Here is a 20,706-nt window from a genome sequence, read left to right as displayed (position 1 = left end):
TTTTACCCTATTACCAAGATCAAATAGCATGATGCCGCACTAATACCTAGCATCATAATCAGTGCATAAAAACGTACATGCGCGTTTTGCACAAGCGCTACCACATGCCCCAGTTTTATAAATCCGTGACTGAGTCCCATAATGAAGCGATCGACAAAATTGACATCTAACCCCACAGCAATAAACTCGCTTAGCTTTCGAATAGAGCGAACAAATAAGAAGTCATATACTTCATCCACGTAAAATTTATGATAAACGATGCCTTTTACCTCTTGATGTTTTGAAAGATCATACGCATAGAATTTTTTATAGGCAATGCCCATACCTAAAAGTGAAACCGCCACATTAAGCGCTAAGAGCTGCAACTCAGTTTCATGGCTTACATGTAACGCTCTCATGCCCCACTCTCCTAGCCAAGCTCCAATGAGATGACTTCCGCCCAAAAGCGAAGGTAAGCCCACAAAACCTGCGAAGAGTGAGCCAACGGCGAGTACTACTAAAGGTGCTTTCATCACCCATGAGACATCGTGCGGATGGTTTACATGTAAAGCATTTTTACCCTCAAAAACGACAAAAAAGAGTCGGAACATATAGTAAGCTGTCAACACAGCACTACACAGTGCAATACCCCAAATAAGATACTCACCACTGCTAAAAGCTACAAATAAAATCTCATCTTTACTAAAAAAACCTGCAAACGGGGGAATACCGCTAATTGCCAAAGTAGCCATCAACATCGTGACATATACAACTGGCGTAACATGGCGCATTTTGCCCATCTTAAAGATATTTTGCTCATGATGCAACGCGATGATCACCGCACCCGCACCCATGAAAAGAAGCGCTTTAAAAAAGGCATGGGTAAAGACATGAAAGAGAGCACTACTGTAGGCTCCAAGTCCAACGGCGATAAACATATAGCCCAGTTGTGACATCGTCGAATACGCTAAAATCTTTTTAATATCACTCTGTTTGGTGGCGATCACTGCGGCAAAAAGCGCACTAAACGCTCCAATATAGGCAATGAAAAGACCGATGTTTGGGATAAGCTCATACAAGAAAGAGAAGCGTGCGACCATATAGACACCCGCTGTAACCATGGTTGCGGCGTGAATCAGTGCCGAAACAGGTGTCGGACCTGCCATGGCGTCGGGTAACCAAACATACAGTGGAATTTGCGCGGACTTGCCCATCGCACCGATGAAGAGCGTAATGCCCACAATCTCTAAAAGCCACAGAGGCATAGAAGCGATTTTGAGTGCAATATTTTCATAGCTAAAGCCTGCGTCTGCGCAGTAAAAAAAGAGAATCGCAAGACCGATTAAAAAGCCTAGATCTCCCACACGGTTGACTATGAAGGCTTTATTTCCCGCAACGACATTGGAGTTATCTTGGAAATAAAAACTAATGAGTAAGTACGAGCAAAGCCCTACGCCTTCCCATCCAATAAACATAATAAGTGGTCCATCGGCAAGAACTAATAAAAGCATCGAGCTTAGGAAAAGATTGAAGTAGAAGAAAAACTTGCCATAACCCTTATCGTCACTCATATACGCTGTGGCGTAAAGGTGAATGAGCCAGCCCACAAACGTGATAAAAAGAACCATAAACAACGAGAGTTTATCGCCTAGAAAACCCATGTAGATTTTGTATTCGTCCACACCTAGCCATAAGTAAGGCTGAAAATGAAGGGCTACATCATACTTTGCAACATAAAGAAAAGCACCTAAGCCTAAGATAAAACTGATCAAAGGAGAAAGCAGTGCTGGAAGGGTAAACGATCGTTTATGTAAAGGTATTTTAGTAATGGAGAGCATATACAAAAGGCCTATGATCACCGAAGAGAGCAATGGTGCTAAAACAATTCCCGCTAAAATAGCACTCATACGGCCTCCTTTTGCGACAAGGTTCTAAAGAGATCCGAATCAAGTGATTTTTTGCGTTTGTAAAGTACCACAATGAGTGATAAAAAGACTCCTGCTTCTGCTGCGGCAATGGCGATGACCATCATTGCCATCACTTGCGCACCCATATCGTGGTGATAATTGCTAAGGCTTACAAAAATCAGATTGATCGCATTGAGCATAAGCTCTATGGACATGTAAATCACAAAAATATTTTTGCGGCTAATGACGCCTAAAAGGCCTATGGAAAAAAGTATCATCGCAACGGCAATATACATAAAAAGAGAGTTGGCGATCATGCTTCGTCCTTTCGTCCCAAAACAACGGCACCGATAAGGGCAACGAGCAGTAAAATGGAGATAAGTTCAAACGGCAATAACCACTGCGTGAAAAGCTCCATTCCCAAAGGTTTAATCTTGCCAAAATCCTCTTCAAGAGGGGCACTTAAAAGTGGCATTTTATAAAACGCGCGTAAAATCAAAAAATTGAACGGTAAAAGCGCAATCGCCCCTAAAAAGAGAGTGATGTTTTTATTGGGCTCTTTGGGTAAATTAGCCTCTTTGACATTGAGGAACATAATGATAAAGATAAAAAGTGTAAGGATTGCCCCTGCATAGATGATGATCTGCACCATAAATAAAAAAGAAGCGCTTAGGAGTGCAAACAGCCCTGAAAGCGCAATAATCGTTAAGATAAGACTCAGCGCACTGTGTACGGGTTGATGAAAACTGACCATGCCTACAGCGCCAAGAATAGCGAAAAAACTGAGCAGCAAAAAGAGTATATCCGTCATGCTTTTTTCTCCTCATTGGCTAAAAGTTGCTCTTTAGTCAGAACAAAGTCTTCGCGTTTTTTGCCGATAAAACTAAAAATGCCACTGTCCATACGAATCGCATCACACGGACACGCTTCGACACACGCACCACAAAAAACACATTCTAACAAGTCAATATCAAAGCGTTTAGGCATCTTTTCGTCAACCCCATCTGTGCGCTCTTCCGCTTCAATAAAGATACACTCCGCAGGGCACGCCGTTGCGCACATAAAACAAGCAACGCAACGCACACTGTCATCCTCACGCTTGGTAAGACGATGAACCCCTCTGTAGCGTTCACTGATGTCATGCGGCATCTCTTCTGGGTAATTGATGGTCTGAATCGCTGGGGTATCACTTAGATTGGTTAGTAGATGCGAAAGCGTTGTTTTCATACCCCCAAAAATGGCAGGAAGGTAAAGTTTTTCTTTGAGGGTATTGCCATGACGGTGTACGATTTTGATACCCATCTTACAGTCCCCTTACCACGACAACGATAGCGCTGATGAAAATGTTAGCAATCGCCAAAGGCATCAACACTTTCCATCCCAGCTCTTGCAACTGATCGTAACGAAAACGAGGCAATGTCCAACGTACCCAGACAAATACAAAGTTCATAAAGAGTAGTTTCAAAGCAAAGGTTGTGACCTGAATAACGGCTGTTGCAACATTGGTCGAAGTCTCACCAAGCCCTAAGAAAAGCACGATTCCAAGCCCTATAATGATAAACACGTTAATGCCAATCAACCCTTTTTGTAAAAAAGCACTCTCTTGATTTCGTATATCGCTCGCTTTATGCCAGCGGTTGTGTTTTTTGATCCAACGTATCGCGTAAAAACTAGCCAGTGGAAGAGCAATGATGACAAAACTCAAAATGTAGGGCATGTATGTCTGAAGTGTTTGCGTGTTAAGGTATGGGAGATGATAACCGCCCAAAAAGAGTGTCACGATGAGTGCGCTTGATGCGCTCATGGCAACATATTCACCAACAAAAAAGAGTCCAAAACGCATCGCACTGTACTCGGTATGAAAACCACCTACGATCTCGCTCTCGCCTTCGGCTAAATCAAACGGTGTTCTGTTGGCTTCGGCAAACGCCGTGATAATAAAAATAAGTGTCGCAATAGGTTGGACAATAATGCCCCATGCAGGAATAAATCCAAACAGTAATTGCCCCTGATAGGTGACAATATCTCCCAAATGAATGGAGCCATAGGTAATGAGCACCGAAACCAAGGAGAGTCCCATCGCCGCTTCGTAACTGATGACTTGAGCACCTGCACGCATCGCGCCCAAAAGGGAGTATTTGTTACGACTTGACCAACCACCTAGCATAATGCCATAGACACTAAGACCCGCAAACGCTAAAAACCAGAGTACGCCTAAGTCCATTGGTAAACCCTGCATAATGAAACGCTCACCGTTAATGATGAGATCATCCGCAAAAGGCATCACCATAAAGCTTAAAAAGGCTGAGGCAAAAACGATGACGGGCGCTAAAGAGAAGAAAAAACTCTCCTTGATGGCTTTGGCCTGAAAATCCTCTTTGAAGACAAGTTTGAGCATATCGGCAAATGACTGAATGAGCCCGCCCAAACGAATACCGTTAATATGACAACGATTAGGCCCTAAACGATCTTGAATGAGACCTGCTACACGACGCTCAATCCAAACTAAAATAGGTGCCGCACCTAAAGAAAAAAGAAGCGCTAAGATAATATTGATGATGACGATAAAGACGCTTATGGTACTCATAGCGCTATCTTTGGCGTGGTTTTAAGTGACTCAAACGTAATCTCTTTGAGCACTTCATAAAAGAAAAGTTCGGCTTCCCAAACCTCTTTACATGTAAAGAGTGCATCGCCAATAATAGGGGCTAAAATACTCAGAAGCGTTTTGTGTCCGTGCTCACTTTTAATAGCACATGGGCTGTGTTGAACATAACCATCGATGTTGATAAAACTGCCTTCGCGTCTGGTATGCGAAGCGATAGGCAAAACAAGTTCCACCTCTTTACATGTAATCTCACAGGTCGAACATAAAATCGCAATATTTTTATCGTTAAAACCCATCTCTTTGACCAGCTTGGCATCACTTCGCCCTAACAAAACCACTAGTTCAGCTTTACTTAAAGCCTCTTCTAATCCCTCTTTTGAATCATCGATGCCAAGAAGGGGAAGGGCTCTTGCATTGGCAGATCTGTCATTGCATTTTAAAAAGTCATCGCCAAAACTCGCATCAAAACGTGCCGTTTCATACGCACTTAAAGCGATTTCATACAATTTTGCCAGTTTTTGTACCCGAACCATCTCTTCCAAACTGAGGCTTGAAGAGATCATAAAAACCGTTTTACCAAGGTGACGTTTTAAAAGACGTAACAGTTTTCCCTCTGCGTATTCGTATTCGCTTATTTTGCCACGAATTAGGGCATGAAACTCTTGGTTATCGTTCTCTTTGCGGTAACTCAGCCGTCCTGCATCACAGATAAAATAACCATTGATTTTGTCATTAAGACGTGGTCGGTAACGGTAAATAACCTCATCTTTGTATTTTTCTTTGTGATGATCGACAAAAATAGAACAGCCTCTGCCACAGTGATCGCAAATCGCCTCTTTAGAATTTAAAAACCAAACCCGTTTTTGAAAGCGAAAGTCTTTGCTGGTGAGCGCACCCACAGGGCAAAGATCAACCACATTCATAGCATAAGGGTTGGAGAGTTTAGCACCAGGAAACGTTGTAATGACCGAATGATCGGCACGGGAAAGTACACCTAATTCACTGGTCTTCGTAATGTTTTTGGTAAAGCGTACACAGCGGGTACAGAGCACACAGCGCTCTTGATCGAGCACGACATTGGCGCCAAGATCGACATGCTTTTGCCCTCTGGTTTTTGGAGTGCTTAAACGGCTCTCATACAAACCTACATCCATATAGTAATTTTGTAAGGAACATTCGCCAGCTTGGTCGCAGACCGGGCAATCAATAGGATGGTTAATGAGTTCAAGCTCTAAAATCGAGCGTTTAACGCGGTCAATATTCGCACCCTTTGTTCGAACAATCATACCTTCTTTAATGGGCGTATCACAAGCAATTTGAGGACGTTTTTGTCCCTCGATTTCCACCATGCACATACGGCAATTACCATCTTTCCCAAGAGCTGGATGATAACAAAAGTGGGGGATATTGATGTTGTTTGCCAGAAGTTCTTCGATCAACAAAGCACCCTCTTTAACCTCTAATACCGTGCCATCTACCGTAATATGCGCCATTAAATTGCTATCCTCGTTTGGACGTAATGTCTCAATTCTAGCGAGCATAAACTTTAAAATAGCTGTCGCGTCGAGTTTACTAAAAATTCAATCAAGAGATGTTAAACTCCACATACAACTTTTTCAAGGATATCTCATGCCCTCACTTCGCTTTTTTAAATGGCTCACGTTAGAAATCGTTGCAGTTTTACTGATTGGTGCTTATATTTTAATTGACTCCCATGATGTCTATCGATGGTGGGTAGGTGACACCCATTTTGTACAGACAAACAGCAAGTGCGATTTACATGTAAATGCGTGCGAAGCTACGCTCAAAGATGGCTCCAAGCTCTTTTTTGAAATTGAACCCAAAGCCATTCCTTTGATGAAACCGCTTTTGTTTAAAGTCACTTCCGCAGTTGACCTGCCAAATATTGAAATCAAGCTTTTTGCAACCAATATGAACATGGGACTGCACACCATAAAGCTTACACAAACCTCCAAAGGGGTCTATGAAGGTGAGGGAATGCTTCCAACCTGCGTTATGGGCAATATGATCTGGCAAGCCAATGTTATTCTCAATCAAACAACGCAAAGTCAAGGGGCAATTTTTACTTTTAAAACAGATAAATAACCGTGATAAATCCATTCTAAAAGAAAGAATAAACAAAGCTTACAAAACTACTTGCGTTACCAAAGGTAATCTTTTGAAAAGTGAATAATAATTCACCATTCACACTGTGATGCGTTATCATTTTTTTAGTTATACTTGTCTCTTTATTCTAATGAAAGAACAGGAGTAGCCACCGTGTCCATTACCCAAAAAGGTGAAGAACTTCACTTTGACGAAAATCTTTTTATTGTCTCCAAAACAGACCTTAAAGGCAGAATCACCTACGCAAATGATCTTTTCATTGAAATATCTGGTTTTAAAGAGCATGAACTCATCGGAAATCCGCACAATATCTTGCGCCATCCTGACATGCCAAAAGCTATTTTCAAACTCTTGTGGGATCGCGTTCAAGCAGGTAAAGAAGTCTTTGCATACGTTAAGAACCGTACGAAAAATAATTATTACTACTGGGTGCATGCCTATGTAACACCTATTATTGACACAAAAACCAAGCAGCTCATTGGCTATCACTCTGTTCGCCGTTCACCAAGTGAAAAAGGGCTTGAAATCATTACTCCTTTGTACAAAAAAATGATTGCTGCAGAAGAGAGAGGAGGTGTGCAAGCATCCACGACTCTTTTAGAAAATACCCTATCTCAACTAAAGGTCAGTTATGACGCCTTCATTCTCTCTCATGAATAGATCATCCCTTGCTAAGGTGCAAGACGCCAACCTCATTTCACTGATTGCGTTTACGTTCGCATTTATTCTTGAAGTCTCTTTCAACGGTTTTCATTGGATTCAAATTATCAACCTGACCAATTTTGCACTTGGATGGTTTATGTTTGTGAATATTCGCAAAGTTCAAAAGACCATTCACGCTCTTGCAGATATTGTACACGATAGTTCCAGAGGACAACTGCATGGAAGAATCGTCAATGTCAACGATGGAGGCGAGCTTAAAACCCTTTGTTCCAACATGAACTCTCTTTTAGATAATTTTGAACTTGTTACCAAAGAGATTAAATCCACCATTCAAGCCGCTTCTCAAGAAGATTTTAGCCGCAAAATTCTCCAAAAAGGGATGCACGGCGAATTTAAAGAGCAAACCAATATGGTCAATCAATCCGTCTACGCAATGCAGCAAACACATGAGTTCATCGCACGTAACACACTGAATGCCGAATTGGCTCAAATCAGCAGTGGCTCGAATGACTTTTCTACCGTTCAATCCAATTTGACCACCATTGTAGAGCGTCTTAAAGAGATCGCAAATGATGGTGAAGTGTACGCGGAAGAGACGAAGGGCAGTTACCAAAACCTTCGCGATACGATTGTTAAAATCACCTCTTTGGTTGAATTTGTCAATCAAAATGAGCAAAGCATCGGAGTCTTGGCTCAGCGAACCCGAGACATCAGTAACGTGGTTGATATGATTAACGACATCGCCGATAAAACCAATTTATTGGCGCTTAACGCTGCTATTGAAGCTGCACGTGCGGGTGAACATGGACGTGGTTTTGCCGTCGTTGCCGATGAAGTACGAAAACTGGCTGAAACCACCCAAAAAGCAACTGCTGAGATTGCCGTTTCGATTAAGATGCTCCAACAAGAGACCGCAGGACTTGAGACCAATGCCGATGCCATGAAAAGCAACGCCGATGATTCCACCAAAACACTTGATAAATTAAGTACGACGTTTAACAGCCTTATCGCACACTCCAACACCACTTCTACCAATATCAATACGATTCAGCAAACCATCTTCATAACGCTTGCTAAGATGAACCACGCTATCTTCAAATCTAATGCCTACAGTGCCGTGTATGTCAACGACAAAGATACAACGTTTCAAGATCATGAGACCTGTAGCCTTGGCGAGTGGTATCAAAAAGATGGTCAAAAAATCTTTGGCGATACTCAAAGTTTTAAAGAGCTTTATAAACCACATGAAAGCTTCCACGCACATGTTCTTGAAGTGGCAAAACTGATTCGTTCTACCTCATCCAATCTCTTGGATGAAAAAGAGCAGATTGTCAACTACTTTAAAGAGGTGGAAAAAGAGAGTAAAGTCCTCTTTGGAACCCTTGATAGCATGATCGCAGAGAAGAACGCACACGCCTAAATCAACGTTACATGTAAGGATTTTCCTTACATGTAAAACCTTGCTAACTCACTTCAGGAACACTCGGTAGTTTAATCGTAAAGAGTGCCCCTGTTTCGGTATTTTTGACATTAATAATGCCACCCATATTATTTTCAATAATCATCTTTGTCATATAAAGCCCAATGCCTGTACCTTGTTTAGCGTATTTGGTCGTAAAGTAAGGCTCAAAGATACGGTCAATATATTCAGGTGCAATGCCACCGCCATTGTCTTCAATCACAATTAAGATGTATTTGTAACCCTTTTTCAAATAAAGCCGAATAAAGGGGTTGCTAATCTCTCGTTCGCTAAGAACATCTTTGGCGTTAGAGAGAATGTTAAGAAGCGCTTGGGCAAACTCATTGGGATAACCAAGGACTTCCATTTTCTCTCTAATATCAAATGAAAACTCTATGCCATGGTATTTTAAAGAAGCTTTCAAAATTGCAATGGCACGCTCACACGCTTCGCTGATCTCAAAAACCTCTTTTTCCTTGGAAGGTTTAAAGAAATTTTGAAAATCGCTAATGGTTCCTGACATATAGGCATTGATCTTAACGCACTGCTGAATGGTTGAAAGCATATACGCCTCATCCAAATCGTTAAACTCATGCTTAACTTGGATGTTCATCAAAAGGGCACTAAGCTCACCTAGAGGTTGTCTCCACTGATGGGCGATATTGCCGATCATTTCACCCATACTTGCAAGCTTACTTTGTTGAATTAAAAGCTTTTCCTGCTCCGAGCGTTTGAGAATTTCTTCATTGATTTTGGATTCTAGATTATCGATCATGGCATTGACCACATCTTTGAGCAATTTCAACTCTTGCGTTTGGGCGGATGAGTGCAAGCGCGAGGAGAGTTTTCCCATTTTAAGATCATTCACCACATTAATCGCATCTTCAATAAATACGATGTCTTGCTCTATGTTTGCCGAAGCTTTCGCAATGCTACGATTGAGTAACTTCGACATATCTTCTAACTCATCGCGACTTGTAAGCTCAATCGGTTTAGGTTGAGTACTTTTGGTCTCCAAATAGCCAAAAAACTCTTTAAGCCCCTCTTGCAGTTTTAAGATGGATGAGACAATATGACTCGAAAGCAGATACCCTGCTAAGAAAACCAGTGTCGAGAGTAAAAATACTACTATCGAGAGTTCGTATTTAAGCGCTCGCGCACTTGTTTGAATGTCAGCGAAGTTTTGTTCTGCTTGACCTACGGCATCATGCTGTAACGACTTAAGACGGTTTAAAAGAGCGTAGTAGTGTTCTCTCTCCGCCATATTGACATTGACAAATGCACCCTCTTCAAAGTGTGCAGCAAGATACGCACACGTCTTTTCAACACTGGTAGCATAGATTTTCCAAAAATCATACGTCTGTTTATCAAGTTTTAAAAAATGCTCCTCTAACTGCTTTCGTTGTTTGAGGATGTCAATTTCGATCGTTTTACGATAATCCTCATTGGGTGACATGACCAAAGAGAGACTCATCTCGCGCAAAACATTGGTCGGCTCAATGTAGTTCTCTTGCAAGTACTGTGTACTGCGTGCATTTTCAAAAATCGTCGTAGCATTGCTAATATTCTCTTGTGAAAGTTTAAAAGAGAGCTCTGCAAGAATGAGCATACCAACAAAAGAGAAACTAAAAAGCAGAAAGAGTTTGTATTTGATCGGTATTTTTTTCATGGTAAGCGCTTTGGTAAAAGAGGTACTTGAAGTTCAGTGGGATACGGCTTATTGCCACGCAACGACCAGTGCTGATCAGTAATTTTTGCTTTCCAAAAAGGTTGCATACCAATACCAAGAGGCTCAAACACCAACTCTTTGTTCATGGCAAAAACTGCATTGGGCATTGGAACAAACAGCATGTATGCCCTCTCTTTCGCTCGATTTTGAATCTTATGTGACAGTGTTTGAAACAGAGGATCTTCTTGATCCAGTCCAAAAAATTGATGAATGTAGTGTTCCATCAAAGTGTCATAGCGTACAAAACTCCACGGATTATTTTCTTGATAGCGAATAAACACAGGCCACGGATGCCTTCCATACCAATCTTGGGTATTTTGAATTAAAATATCCCACGCTTGTATGCTTTTATGGTTTTTTTGCATTAGATTATAAACCTCTTTCTCACTCGTGGTAATCGTATAATGAAGCTTCACACCATACATCGAGAGTTGATACTCAATCCCTTTCCATAAAAAAAGCAACGAATCTTGGGTTACAACATTAAGTTCCAATCCTTTCAAAGTACGCTCCACCATACTTGCCTCTAAAGGACATTCCTTCTCGCTGAAGGAGGCAGGGTTGAGTCTTCCCTCTTTTTTATAGGTAAAATCAAGCAGATTTTGTTGATTGAGCGCACAATTAAGTGCTTGGCGTACTTCTTTGCGCGCTATGGGAGAATAGTGTTTGAGAAGATTAAAATAAATCGTAAAGTTATGAGTTGAAGGCATGGAGACGAGTTTGGCATACGGGGAGAGCATCGTCTCTATTTTTTTATTAAAAGGAATTTGCATAAAATCAAGCCCACCGTCTTCAAAAAGTGCTAAATTAAGTGCTTCTGGTGTCGCTAGCTCGGTATAAAATGTAATCGTTTCAATCGAAGGGTACTCGCTCTCCCAGTAATAAGGGTTAGCTTTGAGAATCGCTTTAGGAGTCTGCTCTCGCCCTGTAATCATCCCCTCGACTAAGATATAAGGTCCCAAACCATAAGGTCCTGAAGCTTTGATATTTGCACCCGTTTCTGCTCCACCCCAACCAAAGCTACTCAAATATGCTTCAGAGTAGAAGTAGATGCGTGCTAAATCACGAAAAAGCATCCCATAAGGCTGGGAGAGATGCAAACGAATTTTATACTCCGAGATTTTTTCAACACGTTTGAGTGAATTATGGATGTTGGTATAGTTAAAGGGTTGCTTTAAAAAATAGTTAAAATTATGGATAACCGAGTCAGCATTAAAGGGCGTTCCATCTTGAAAACGCACACCCTGACGGAGTTCAAACTCATACAACACGGGAGAGAGTTTGGTACTTTTGGTTGCCAAAGAGTACTCCCACCCTTGCTCATTTTCTGCCAATCGAACCAGACCTTCATTGACCAGTCTCGAAACGTAATTGTAAGACATGGAGGGCAAAAAAACTTTGATGTGCGATCTGGGATCACGCCCGTGTAAAACGCGCTTTTCACTTGTGTCTTCATGGTAAACTCCTTTTTCTTCCGCTACTTCAGCCCCATAGAAGATGCTTAAAAGTAAACAGAGAAAAAGGCTAACTTTCAAAACTATACCCTGCTTGTGAATGGTTTTTAATCGAATGATTTGGAAGCTTTTTGCGTAAAGACTTTACCAATGTACGAAGAGCTGCAATGCTCATATACTCTTCTTTCCACACACTCATTTCTATCTCTTCGTAACTGACCACTAGCCCTTTTTTTCGCAACAAAAGTTCCAAGAAATCAGACTCTTTATGGGTCATCTCAATCTCTTTTCCTTCATTCACAATGCGTTTATTTTGAAAGTCAAACGTACAGCCAGCACATTCAAACGTGACAGAACGATCCGATTCAATCTCTTGAATACACAATTTCAAAGAAGATAAAAGTTCATCCAACGATACAGGCTTTATCAGGTATTTTTCGATTTTAAGTTCAATGGCACTGAGCAGATACTCTTTATCGGTATGTGCGGTTATCATCAAAATAGGTGTTTTTTTATCGATTTTCCGAATCTCTTTTACCATGTAAAGTCCATCTTTACGAGGCATTCTAAGATCGGTTAAAATAATGTCGGGTCGTTGTTCATAGTAAAGATCCAACCCTTCTTCACCATCCCGCGCTTCTATCACCTCTTTGAGATAGTATGAAAGCGTATTGGTCATGGGTTTGCGAATGCCCTCTTCATCTTCGGCGTAAAGCAATCGCAATGATTTGAGTTTTTCCAGCCAAAGTTCCATTTTCATCCTTTGAATGACTTTACATGTAAAGATTTTAACCTAATTTATCTTTAATTTTAACGGAAAAAATGCAGTGGTCTCTCAAGAAGCTTCTTTGCTAAGTGGTTATTCCTTAGCAAAGAAGGGGTCATTATTTATAATTTTGCAGATACTTTTCGATACTCTGTTTTTCTGCTTTTGCAAGTCCCGCTTGTGGGCCCATTGCTTCTAGGATACTTGGCCAAACATTGGCATCAAATTCACTTTCAGGGTGAAGTGCATGACATGTACTGCATTTGGCTTGGAAGAGTGCTTTGCCTGTACTTAAAACTTTGCTTTTATCGCCGCTCAACGCATCGCTTTTGACAAAACCCTTAACGGAAACATTGATCCATACACTGCCGTATTCATCGGTTTTTTTCCCTAATACTTTGAGGACAGAAGGGCTACTTGCCTCAAAGCCAATGATGAGCATACCTGCTTTTTCATAGACAACACTGCTACCTTCTGGAACAAAACCAACAAATTCAACCTCACTAAAAGAACCCTTTTGTGAGAGCTCTTTCACTTCTGATGCGATGATCAGCTCGCCAAGAGCTGATCCTTCGCTTGCCTCTGCATACAGAGGTGCATTTTTACTCAAAAATGAACCACTTGCTGCAAACATCATTGTTGCGGCGCACAGTGGCGCTAAGAGATGAAACAATCGCATTAAAACCCTTTAATTTTTGGAGCTTTAAAGATTCCGATTTCTGGAACTTCGCCTTTAAATTTCTCGATTTCGACCAAAGCCGTTGCTTGGTTACCTTGTGCCAGTTCAGATGTTCCTACATCAGGGATGAGTACGTTGACGTCTCCATGACGACAAAGTGTGCCTGCTTTTCCTGGTTCTGCTGGGTCATACCACGCACCTTCTTGCATTCTAACAACACCTTGCATCACCGCTTCAGTAACCACGGCACCCGCAAGAACTTGACCACGTTTGTTAAACACTCTTACAACATCGCCATTTTGAATACCACGCTTGGCGGCATCTTTCGGATGTAGCCAAATCGGCTCTCTTCCTTCAACCTCTTCAAGATCACGTAGCCATGTGTTATTGAGCTGTGAGTGTAGGCGGTATTTTGGATGTGGAGAAACTAAGTTCAATGGGAACTCTTTGGCTACTTTACTGCCCAACCACTCCATTGGTTCAAACCACATTGGGTGACCTTTGCACTCTTTGTAGTTATAGCCTGCAATTTTTTTCGAGAAAATCTCGATTTTACCCGAAGGTGTTCCAAGACGATTGATGACAGGATTTTGTCTAAATTTACCGTGCTTAATGAATTTTTTGGCACTTTCAGGTGTCTCAAATTTCACAAATCCTTTTTCCCAAAACTCTTTGAAAGGCAACATTTTGACACCTGATTTGATTGCTTTCGTGTAGGATTCTTCGTAAAAAGATTCAATCCACTGCATCTTCGTTTTGCCTTCTGTAAAGGCAAGGACTTCATTGGCACCAAAACGTCTTAGGATGTTCACAAAAATATCAAAGTCATCTGTCGCTTCACCCACAGGTTTGATCGTTTGTTTCATTGCGAAAATGTAGCTGTTTGAGTGTGATTTTGTGATGTCATTACGCTCTTGCTCCGTCGTTGCAGGAAGAACGATGTCTGCCATACGCGCGGTTGCTGTCCAGAAGCATTCATTGACTACAAAGGTATCGAGTTTTTGCCAAGCTTTGACCATACGGTTACGATCTTGGTGATGGTGGAAAGGATTGCCACCTGCCCAGTATGCCATTTTAATATCAGGGTATTTATACGCTTTACCATCAAAATTGTATTCTTTGCCCGGATTTTCTAAACATTCAACAATACGCGATACAGGAATCACATTGATTTTTCGTTGTTTCCATGGGCCATCCACTTTAGAGTTGATGCTAATACCAGAAAGGCCAGGAGATGCCGCCACATTTTCAGTATCGGCAACAGCACCTACAGAACCATTAAGAGGTTTATCACTGAGCGCATTACCCGTAGCTGCTGCTGGCATTGGAACACCACCATCAGAGTAATGGTAATTCATACCATAACCTCCACCAGGAAGTCCCACTTGTCCGATCATACTCGCTAAAGTAATCATCATCCAGTTTGGTTGTTCTCCATGGTGAGCTCTCTGTGTTCCCCAGCCACCCATTAGCATAGTACGCTTAGAAACAAACTCTTTTGCAAGCACTTTGATGATCTGTTCCGACACACCACAAATATTTGATGCCCATGCAGGTGTTTTAGCAATCATATCTTCGCTCTCGCCCATAAGATATTTTCGAAACTCTTCAAAGCCTGTAGTGTATTTATCAACAAATTCTTTACTGTAAAGGTTCTCACTGTAAAGATAATGTGCCATTCCCAACATCAAGGCAACGTCTGTTGTTGGACGAATTTGGATATGCTCTGCACCAAAATAGACACCGGTATTGTTATACACAGGATCAATAATGTAAAACTTGATGTTGCGTTTTTTAGCTGTTTCTTTAAGCTCTTTCATATAGGTATACGATTGGTGATCTGGCACACCCCATGCAATTTGGTTGGTGTTAATAGGATCAGATCCCCAAAAGACGATACATTCAGAATTTTCAATAATGACAGGGTAAACGGTTGATTGCGCGCTGGATTCATCGGTACCCGTAACATATGGCGTTATTTGACGAATAGCATGCGTTGAATAGGTACATGTACGTGATGTATAACCTCCAGCAACACCAAGCATTCTAGCAACCAACGCTTGTGGGTTATTGAGACTTCCTACACAAAACCATCCGTAACTTCCTCCAAAAATAGAGTCTGCGCCATAATCCTTATACACACGTTTAAGCTCATTGGCGATCAAGTCGTAAGCTGTTTCCCACGTAACACGGACAAATTTGTCGCTTCCACGTTTTGTTTTATCACTTTTATAACCATTTTTCAAATAACTCTCACGCACACATGGGTACATAATGCGATCTTTGGCATAGGTACGAGCGGCCAAACCTTCGATAAGTGTCACAGGATGTGCATCGCCTTCAAACGGTGTCACGCTTTCAAAACGAGAATTGCGCGTATGCGTTACGACGGCGCCAAAGTGCGATGCACTAAAGCTTTTTTCATCATCATTCAGTAAAGACTCACCCACTAAAGGGATAGCTTCTGCATTGATAGTTGCAACAGCGGCACCCGCTGCGGCACCACCCACTTTAAGAAACGATCTTCTGTCCATTTTCTTTGTCATTATGTACTCCTTAGGTTAAACATTTTTTTCATAGCAAACGACAAAACTTAAATAAAAATTACACTATAACTGTAGTTTTTATTTTTATACTATGAAGCTTAACGAAATAAAATGAGTAATTAATGAGCTATAAAAACCATTTTAAAAGCAAAAAAAGAGCTTCTTTGAAGCAGGATGGCGTTATCATAAAATCAAAAAGAGCCTACATGGATTCGACATCACTAATCAACCAACCTATCCCTTCTTTATTACGCCAACTCTCCATTCCCTCTAGCCTTGGCATGCTCTTTAATACACTCTACAATATCGTTGATACCTACTATGCAGGGCTCATCTCCACAGAAGCCCTTGCCGCACTCTCAGCTTCTTCATTTCTCTTCTTCTTTGTCATTGGTCTAGCCTATGGAGGAACAAGTGCGCTTACGGCGCTCATTGGTCATGCATATGGAAAGCAGCATTTTTTTCTGGCTAAGCTGATTGCACAAAAAGGGGTTGCACTGATTATTGGTGTGGGAATGATTTTGGGTTTATTAGGCTTCATCTTTGCCTCGCAGTTGCTTCATATCATTGGTACAGAAGAGAGTTACCATTCTCTTGCACTCTCTTTCATCGAGGTCATTTTACTAGGTTCAGCCCTCTTCTTTGCCAACTTTGCACTTAACAGTGTGCTCGTTGCCACAGGCGATACAAAGAGCTATCGCAACACGCTTATCTTTGGCTTTTTTGCCAATATTGCGCTCAATCCTCTCTTTATCTATGGCTGGGGTTTCATTCCCGCTATGGGCATCGCGGGTATCGCTTTGGCTACAGTTTTGGTTCAAGCCATCAACGCAGGCTATCTGCTTTACAAAAGTCTGCAAACAGGGCTGATTAGCTTTACATGTAAAGCGCAGTTTTACCCTGATAGGCGCATCTATAAAGAGTTTTTTGCCCAAGCCACACCACCTGGGCTAAATATGTTAATGATGTCCTTTGGCTCCCTGATTGCGCTTCATTTTGTCACACTTTATGGGTATCAAGCAGTAGCCGGCTATGGCATTGGGTATAGAGTTGAGCAGTTGATGTTACTCCCTGCCCTTGGCATCAGCAGTGCGGTACTAAGTCTCGTTTCCAACAACATGGGAGCTGGCAAATTTGAGCGCGTGCGACAAACGCTTTTGTATGCACTGGGTTATGGTTATGTTATAAGCATTGCCGGCATGGGAATTTTATGGCTTAGTGGTAAATGGCTGGTCGCCCAATTTGACCCAACACATGAAGTCATTCAGTATGGCACACTCTATATCTATGTCATGCTCTTTCTTTTTTGCGGTTACGTAACACACTTTGCCTGTGTCGCAACGCTTCAAGGCATTAAAAAACCGACCATGATTTTTTACGTTGGTTTCTTTCGCCAAATTTTAGCGCCTGTGCTCGCATACACGCTCATCGTAAGTTACTTTGAGCTCTCGTTTATGTGGATGTGGGTCGGACTTGGTTGCATTGTGTACAGCTCCGCTCTTTTCTTACTCTACTATACCTATAAACAGTTGCCTCAGCGACCGATGGCTAATGCATAAAGCACCATGCCATCACTCTTTAAAAATGCTGCGACCTCTTCGTCGTAATAAGCGCCTATGCCACTGCATCCAAACCCAAGATACTCACTGATAAGATAGAGACGATGCCCTATAATGCCCGCTTTTTGAACCATTGCTTGGTAGTTTAGCGCATCGTTTCCCACTAAGAAAAAGGTAACACCACTCTCTTCTCCTAACGCTTGTTCCAAACAGAGATAACCCGCTTTGCGTGCAAAATTGCCTGATTCCACATAAACGCCCTCCTTCCAAACGCCTTGCCACATTCCCTCCACACGGTTGATGATCGCGTAAATTTCAATATCGACATCACAGTCCGAGGGAATCGGCTGAGTAATGAAATCTATCACCTCTAAAAACTCCTCTTTCAAAAGGGACTTTTGCGTAAACTCACGAATAGAACGACGTTTCCAAATAGCTTGTTGTAAACGCTCTTTATCCAAATCAAATGTTGGCATTGCCACCTGGAGTTTTCTGGAGAGCTCGCAGGTTTCATCGTAGGCTTTTTCCACACGTTCATTGGTCTCAAATGTTCCCGTACCATCAACATACGGTAATTGCAGGGATAACGCTTTACATGTAACATTTTTATCCTCTTCTCCTACAAGGACAGATGAGAGAAAAAACTCCTCTGCACCAAATCCAAAGAGTGCATTTAACGCTTTTTTTTCTATGCCGTAAAGGATGCGATATGACTTATCGCTGAGTGTACACGAAGCCTCTAAAGTGCCTATCATATGTCCCGTATCATGCAAGCAGTAACGAAATGCACGATCACGGTATTTCCATGATGAGCGGTAATAGAGCGCTGAAAAAAGAAAAATAAAACCACTTACCCGCTTTACATGTAAAAAGTTTTCAACCCCTTCCTCTTCTTCTAAAGGATGTAATAAAACAAGGGCAGATTCCTGAGGACTCAGAAAGTAAATGCCATTTACAAAACCTTTCGTATCTCGAATCTGCAGATAAATTTCAGTCGGGTACAACGCTCCAGCACTGGGGTTGGTACGCAGAGCATAGGTCATACCTGGGTAGCTTTTTTGAGCTGTAATCCCTCCAATAAGGTACAAAAAACGGTGTTCAGGATTTTTTTTATCCAGTGGTATACGCACAAATGTTTGAGGATAGATCTTAAACTGTTTAGGCTGATGGTCCCAATCCATAAAATGAGACCTATTTCGCACAGAGAGATAGCTGTGCATTGTTTGGGGATGGTACGCTAACATCGGATCTCCTTTGTGGTATGCTACTGCGTCATGCATATGGATCTCTTTACATGTAAAGTTTAATCCTGCAAAAAAAGCACCCTTGAAAATTTGTTTTTCTATAATGATTCAAAGGAGTTCAAATGGACTACGTCACTAGTAATCAAAATGTTCGTATCCCTTATATGCTTTACGGTACGGCATGGAAAAAAGAGCGCACCGCAGATCTAGTTGCCTTGGCACTTGAGAATGGTTTTAGAGGCATTGACACGGCATGCCAACCCAAACATTACGAAGAGGCATTGGTAGGTGAAGGCGTAAAGCGTTTTTACCAAAAAGGTGGAAAAAGAGAAGAGCTTTTTATTCAAACCAAATTTACGCCACTTTCAGGACAAGATCCACAGCGTCTTCCTTACGATGCGAAAGCCTCTTTAGAAGAACAGATTATGACCTCATACAATGTCTCTAAGCAAAACCTGCATACAGAGTATCTTGACTCTTTGTTGCTGCATTCACCCCTGTTTCCTTATGCTCATCTTCTTAGCGCATGGCAAACCTTAGAATCACTCTGCGAGAGAGGTGATACACGCCAAATTGGCATTAGTAACTGTTATGATCTTTCACTCTTACAACAACTCTATAAAGATGCACGCATTAAGCCTTCCATCGTTCAAAACCGTTTTTATGCTGACTCACATTACGATATATCTTTGCGTACTTGGGCAAAAGAGAAAGGGATTATTTATCAAAGTTTTTGGACACTCAGTGCCAATCCACACATTTTGCATTCTCCAACGATCCAAACCATTGCAAACACTTATGGTAAAAGTGCTGAACAGATTTTTTACCGCTATATGATACACAAAGGAATTATTCCGCTTAATGGAACAACGTCAGCTCAGCATATGAAAGAGGATTTGAGTATTTTTGAATTTGCATTGGATAGTGGTAGTATTGAGAAAATTGATCTGCTGTTGCATTAAGGGTGGTGTCCCCAGCGCGATTCGAACGCACGGCCTTCAAATTAGGAATTTGATGCTCTATCCTGCTGAGCTATGGGGACATTGGAGAGATTTTGTGTGGCGGGATTATAACAAAAATAGACTTAGGAAACCTAAAAAGGGGAGGAACCAAAGTGCTGCTTTTGAGCCACTTTGGTTAAGAGCGTTATGCTATCATGCATTAAAATGCAGGAACGATAGCACCTTTGTATTTTTCAACGATAAATTTCTTCACTTCATCTGATTTAACAGCTTTGAGAAGTGCTTTTGTCTTATCGCTATTCTCATTACCCGCTTTTACTACAAGGATATTAGCATACGGAGAATTTGCAGACTCTAACGCAAGTGCATCGCTGCTTGGATTAAGACCTGCTGGAAGTGCGTAGTTTGTGTTAATAACTGCAAGTGTAAAGTCTTCAATAACGCGAGGAAGTTGTGCAGCTTCAAGCTCGGTAAATTTAAGATTTTTTGGATTTTCAACAATGTCAAGCTTTGTTTTAAGTTCAACATCTTTGAGTTTGATAAGTCCAGCACTTGCTAAAACATCTAAAGCTCTACCTGCATTGCTCGGATCATTTGGAATCGCAACGCTATCACCATCTTTGAGCTCAGAGAGCGATTTAATTTTTTTAGAATAGATTCCAATTGGCTCAATGTGAACATTACCAACACTTACAAGTTTCGTACCTTGATTTTTATTAAACTCAACGAGGTATGGCGTGTGTTGAAAGAAGTTTGCATCAATTTCACCACTGTCTGTCACTTTATTAGGAATGACGTAATCATTAAACACTTTGATTTCAAGTGTGTACCCTTCTTTTGCTAGAAGAGGTTTTACGATTTCCAATATCTCAGAATGTGGAACTGGAGTAGCGCCTACAACAATTATTTTTGCACTCTTGTCTTCTTTTGCAACTGCTTTTTCTTCAACTTTTTTATCGCCACTGCAACCACTGAATGTAAGTAGTGCTCCAACTAAAATAGCTCCTAAACGTTTATACATGTG

General features: G+C 41.4%; 18 protein-coding genes, 1 tRNA gene and 1 pseudogene. 6 read left to right on the top strand and 14 right to left on the bottom strand.

Annotated elements, in window-relative coordinates; all coding sequences use genetic code 11:
* Window positions 1-2 precede the first annotated feature (2 nt).
* From nuoL to SAR02S_RS02155, 6 genes are read right to left on the bottom strand one after another with little or no spacing between them, the layout of a single operon-like run.
* On the bottom strand, window positions 3-1,886 hold the full coding sequence (gene nuoL / locus SAR02S_RS02180) for an NADH-quinone oxidoreductase subunit L (protein ID WP_041956499.1): 1,884 nt from the start codon (window positions 1,884-1,886) through the stop codon (window positions 3-5).
* Entirely contained in the window at window positions 1,883-2,203 is a 321-nt protein-coding gene (gene nuoK, locus SAR02S_RS02175) for an NADH-quinone oxidoreductase subunit NuoK (protein ID WP_041956498.1), read from the bottom strand. Before nuoK ends, nuoL begins: the two co-directional genes overlap by 4 nt.
* The gene (locus tag SAR02S_RS02170) at window positions 2,200-2,697 is read right to left on the bottom strand and encodes an NADH-quinone oxidoreductase subunit J family protein (protein ID WP_041956496.1); all 498 of its coding nucleotides are present in this window, start codon (window positions 2,695-2,697) and stop codon (window positions 2,200-2,202) included. Before SAR02S_RS02170 ends, nuoK begins: the two co-directional genes overlap by 4 nt.
* Entirely contained in the window at window positions 2,694-3,188 is a 495-nt protein-coding gene (locus SAR02S_RS02165; RefSeq protein WP_041956494.1) for a NuoI/complex I 23 kDa subunit family protein, read from the bottom strand. Before SAR02S_RS02165 ends, SAR02S_RS02170 begins: the two co-directional genes overlap by 4 nt.
* A gap of 1 nt (window position 3,189) precedes the next feature.
* On the bottom strand, window positions 3,190-4,473 hold the full coding sequence (locus tag SAR02S_RS02160) for a complex I subunit 1/NuoH family protein (RefSeq protein ID WP_041956492.1): 1,284 nt from the start codon (window positions 4,471-4,473) through the stop codon (window positions 3,190-3,192).
* On the bottom strand, window positions 4,470-6,035 hold the full coding sequence (locus SAR02S_RS02155; protein ID WP_232293971.1) for an NADH-quinone oxidoreductase subunit G: 1,566 nt from the start codon (window positions 6,033-6,035) through the stop codon (window positions 4,470-4,472). Before SAR02S_RS02155 ends, SAR02S_RS02160 begins: the two co-directional genes overlap by 4 nt.
* A gap of 88 nt (window positions 6,036-6,123) precedes the next feature.
* Here SAR02S_RS02155 and SAR02S_RS02150 point away from each other — a divergent pair, with 88 nt between their 5' ends.
* From SAR02S_RS02150 to SAR02S_RS13720, 4 genes and pseudogenes are all read left to right on the top strand, one after another.
* Complete coding sequence (locus tag SAR02S_RS02150; protein ID WP_041956488.1) at window positions 6,124-6,600, top strand: hypothetical protein; 477 nt, start codon at window positions 6,124-6,126, stop codon at window positions 6,598-6,600.
* A gap of 174 nt (window positions 6,601-6,774) precedes the next feature.
* Window positions 6,775-7,281 carry a PAS domain-containing protein gene (locus tag SAR02S_RS02145; RefSeq protein WP_041956486.1) on the top strand — a complete coding sequence of 169 codons (507 nt, stop codon included), beginning with the start codon at window positions 6,775-6,777 and terminating at the stop codon, window positions 7,279-7,281.
* Window positions 7,253-8,281: pseudogene (locus SAR02S_RS02140) on the top strand (methyl-accepting chemotaxis protein); the annotation flags it as partial. The gene SAR02S_RS02145 and the pseudogene SAR02S_RS02140, both read left to right, overlap by 29 nt.
* 81 nt (window positions 8,282-8,362) lie before the next feature.
* A complete protein-coding gene (locus SAR02S_RS13720; protein WP_439645571.1) occupies window positions 8,363-8,704 on the top strand; it encodes a CZB domain-containing protein in 342 nt (113 codons plus the stop codon).
* 43 nt (window positions 8,705-8,747) lie between these two features.
* On the opposite strand, the gene SAR02S_RS02135 is transcribed toward SAR02S_RS13720, so the two are convergent.
* From SAR02S_RS02135 to torA, 5 genes are all read right to left on the bottom strand, one after another.
* Complete coding sequence (locus SAR02S_RS02135) at window positions 8,748-10,412, bottom strand: sensor histidine kinase (RefSeq protein ID WP_041956482.1); 1,665 nt, start codon at window positions 10,410-10,412, stop codon at window positions 8,748-8,750.
* Complete coding sequence (locus SAR02S_RS02130) at window positions 10,409-12,007, bottom strand: ABC transporter substrate-binding protein (RefSeq protein WP_041956480.1); 1,599 nt, start codon at window positions 12,005-12,007, stop codon at window positions 10,409-10,411. The genes SAR02S_RS02135 and SAR02S_RS02130 overlap by 4 nt, the downstream gene beginning before the upstream one ends.
* Window positions 11,997-12,680: a response regulator transcription factor gene (locus SAR02S_RS02125; protein WP_052433503.1), complete on the bottom strand. Its 684-nt coding sequence runs from the start codon at window positions 12,678-12,680 to the stop codon at window positions 11,997-11,999. Before SAR02S_RS02125 ends, SAR02S_RS02130 begins: the two co-directional genes overlap by 11 nt.
* 130 nt (window positions 12,681-12,810) lie before the next feature.
* Window positions 12,811-13,371, bottom strand: a complete 561-nt coding sequence (locus SAR02S_RS02120) for a hypothetical protein (RefSeq protein WP_041956475.1) — start codon at window positions 13,369-13,371, stop codon at window positions 12,811-12,813.
* The gene (gene torA / locus SAR02S_RS02115) at window positions 13,371-15,917 is read right to left on the bottom strand and encodes a trimethylamine-N-oxide reductase TorA (protein ID WP_084218430.1); all 2,547 of its coding nucleotides are present in this window, start codon (window positions 15,915-15,917) and stop codon (window positions 13,371-13,373) included. Before torA ends, SAR02S_RS02120 begins: the two co-directional genes overlap by 1 nt.
* Before the next feature lie 206 nt (window positions 15,918-16,123).
* On the opposite strand from torA, the gene SAR02S_RS02110 reads away from it, so the two are divergent.
* Window positions 16,124-17,476 carry an MATE family efflux transporter gene (locus SAR02S_RS02110; protein ID WP_041957248.1) on the top strand — a complete coding sequence of 451 codons (1,353 nt, stop codon included), beginning with the start codon at window positions 16,124-16,126 and terminating at the stop codon, window positions 17,474-17,476.
* Here SAR02S_RS02110 and SAR02S_RS02105 read toward each other — a convergent pair.
* Entirely contained in the window at window positions 17,452-18,720 is a 1,269-nt protein-coding gene (locus SAR02S_RS02105) for a nitroreductase family protein (protein WP_041956473.1), read from the bottom strand. The genes SAR02S_RS02110 and SAR02S_RS02105 overlap by 25 nt on opposite strands.
* Window positions 18,721-18,842: 122 nt before the next feature.
* Here SAR02S_RS02105 and SAR02S_RS02100 point away from each other — a divergent pair, with 122 nt between their 5' ends.
* The gene (locus SAR02S_RS02100; protein WP_041956470.1) at window positions 18,843-19,682 is read left to right on the top strand and encodes an aldo/keto reductase family protein; all 840 of its coding nucleotides are present in this window, start codon (window positions 18,843-18,845) and stop codon (window positions 19,680-19,682) included.
* 3 nt (window positions 19,683-19,685) lie between these two features.
* Here the strand turns inward: SAR02S_RS02100 and SAR02S_RS02095 are convergent.
* Window positions 19,686-19,762 (bottom strand) — tRNA-Arg (locus SAR02S_RS02095).
* A 119-nt stretch (window positions 19,763-19,881) separates the two neighbouring features.
* Window positions 19,882-20,703, bottom strand: a complete 822-nt coding sequence (locus SAR02S_RS02090) for a MetQ/NlpA family ABC transporter substrate-binding protein (RefSeq protein ID WP_041956467.1) — start codon at window positions 20,701-20,703, stop codon at window positions 19,882-19,884.
* Between the last annotated feature and the right edge of the window lie 3 nt (window positions 20,704-20,706).

It is taken from the genome of Sulfurospirillum arsenophilum NBRC 109478 (assembly GCF_000813345.1).
In the GTDB taxonomy this organism is placed as follows: Bacteria; Campylobacterota; Campylobacteria; order Campylobacterales; family Sulfurospirillaceae; genus Sulfurospirillum; species Sulfurospirillum arsenophilum.
This window is presented reverse-complemented; position numbering and strand designations above follow the sequence as displayed.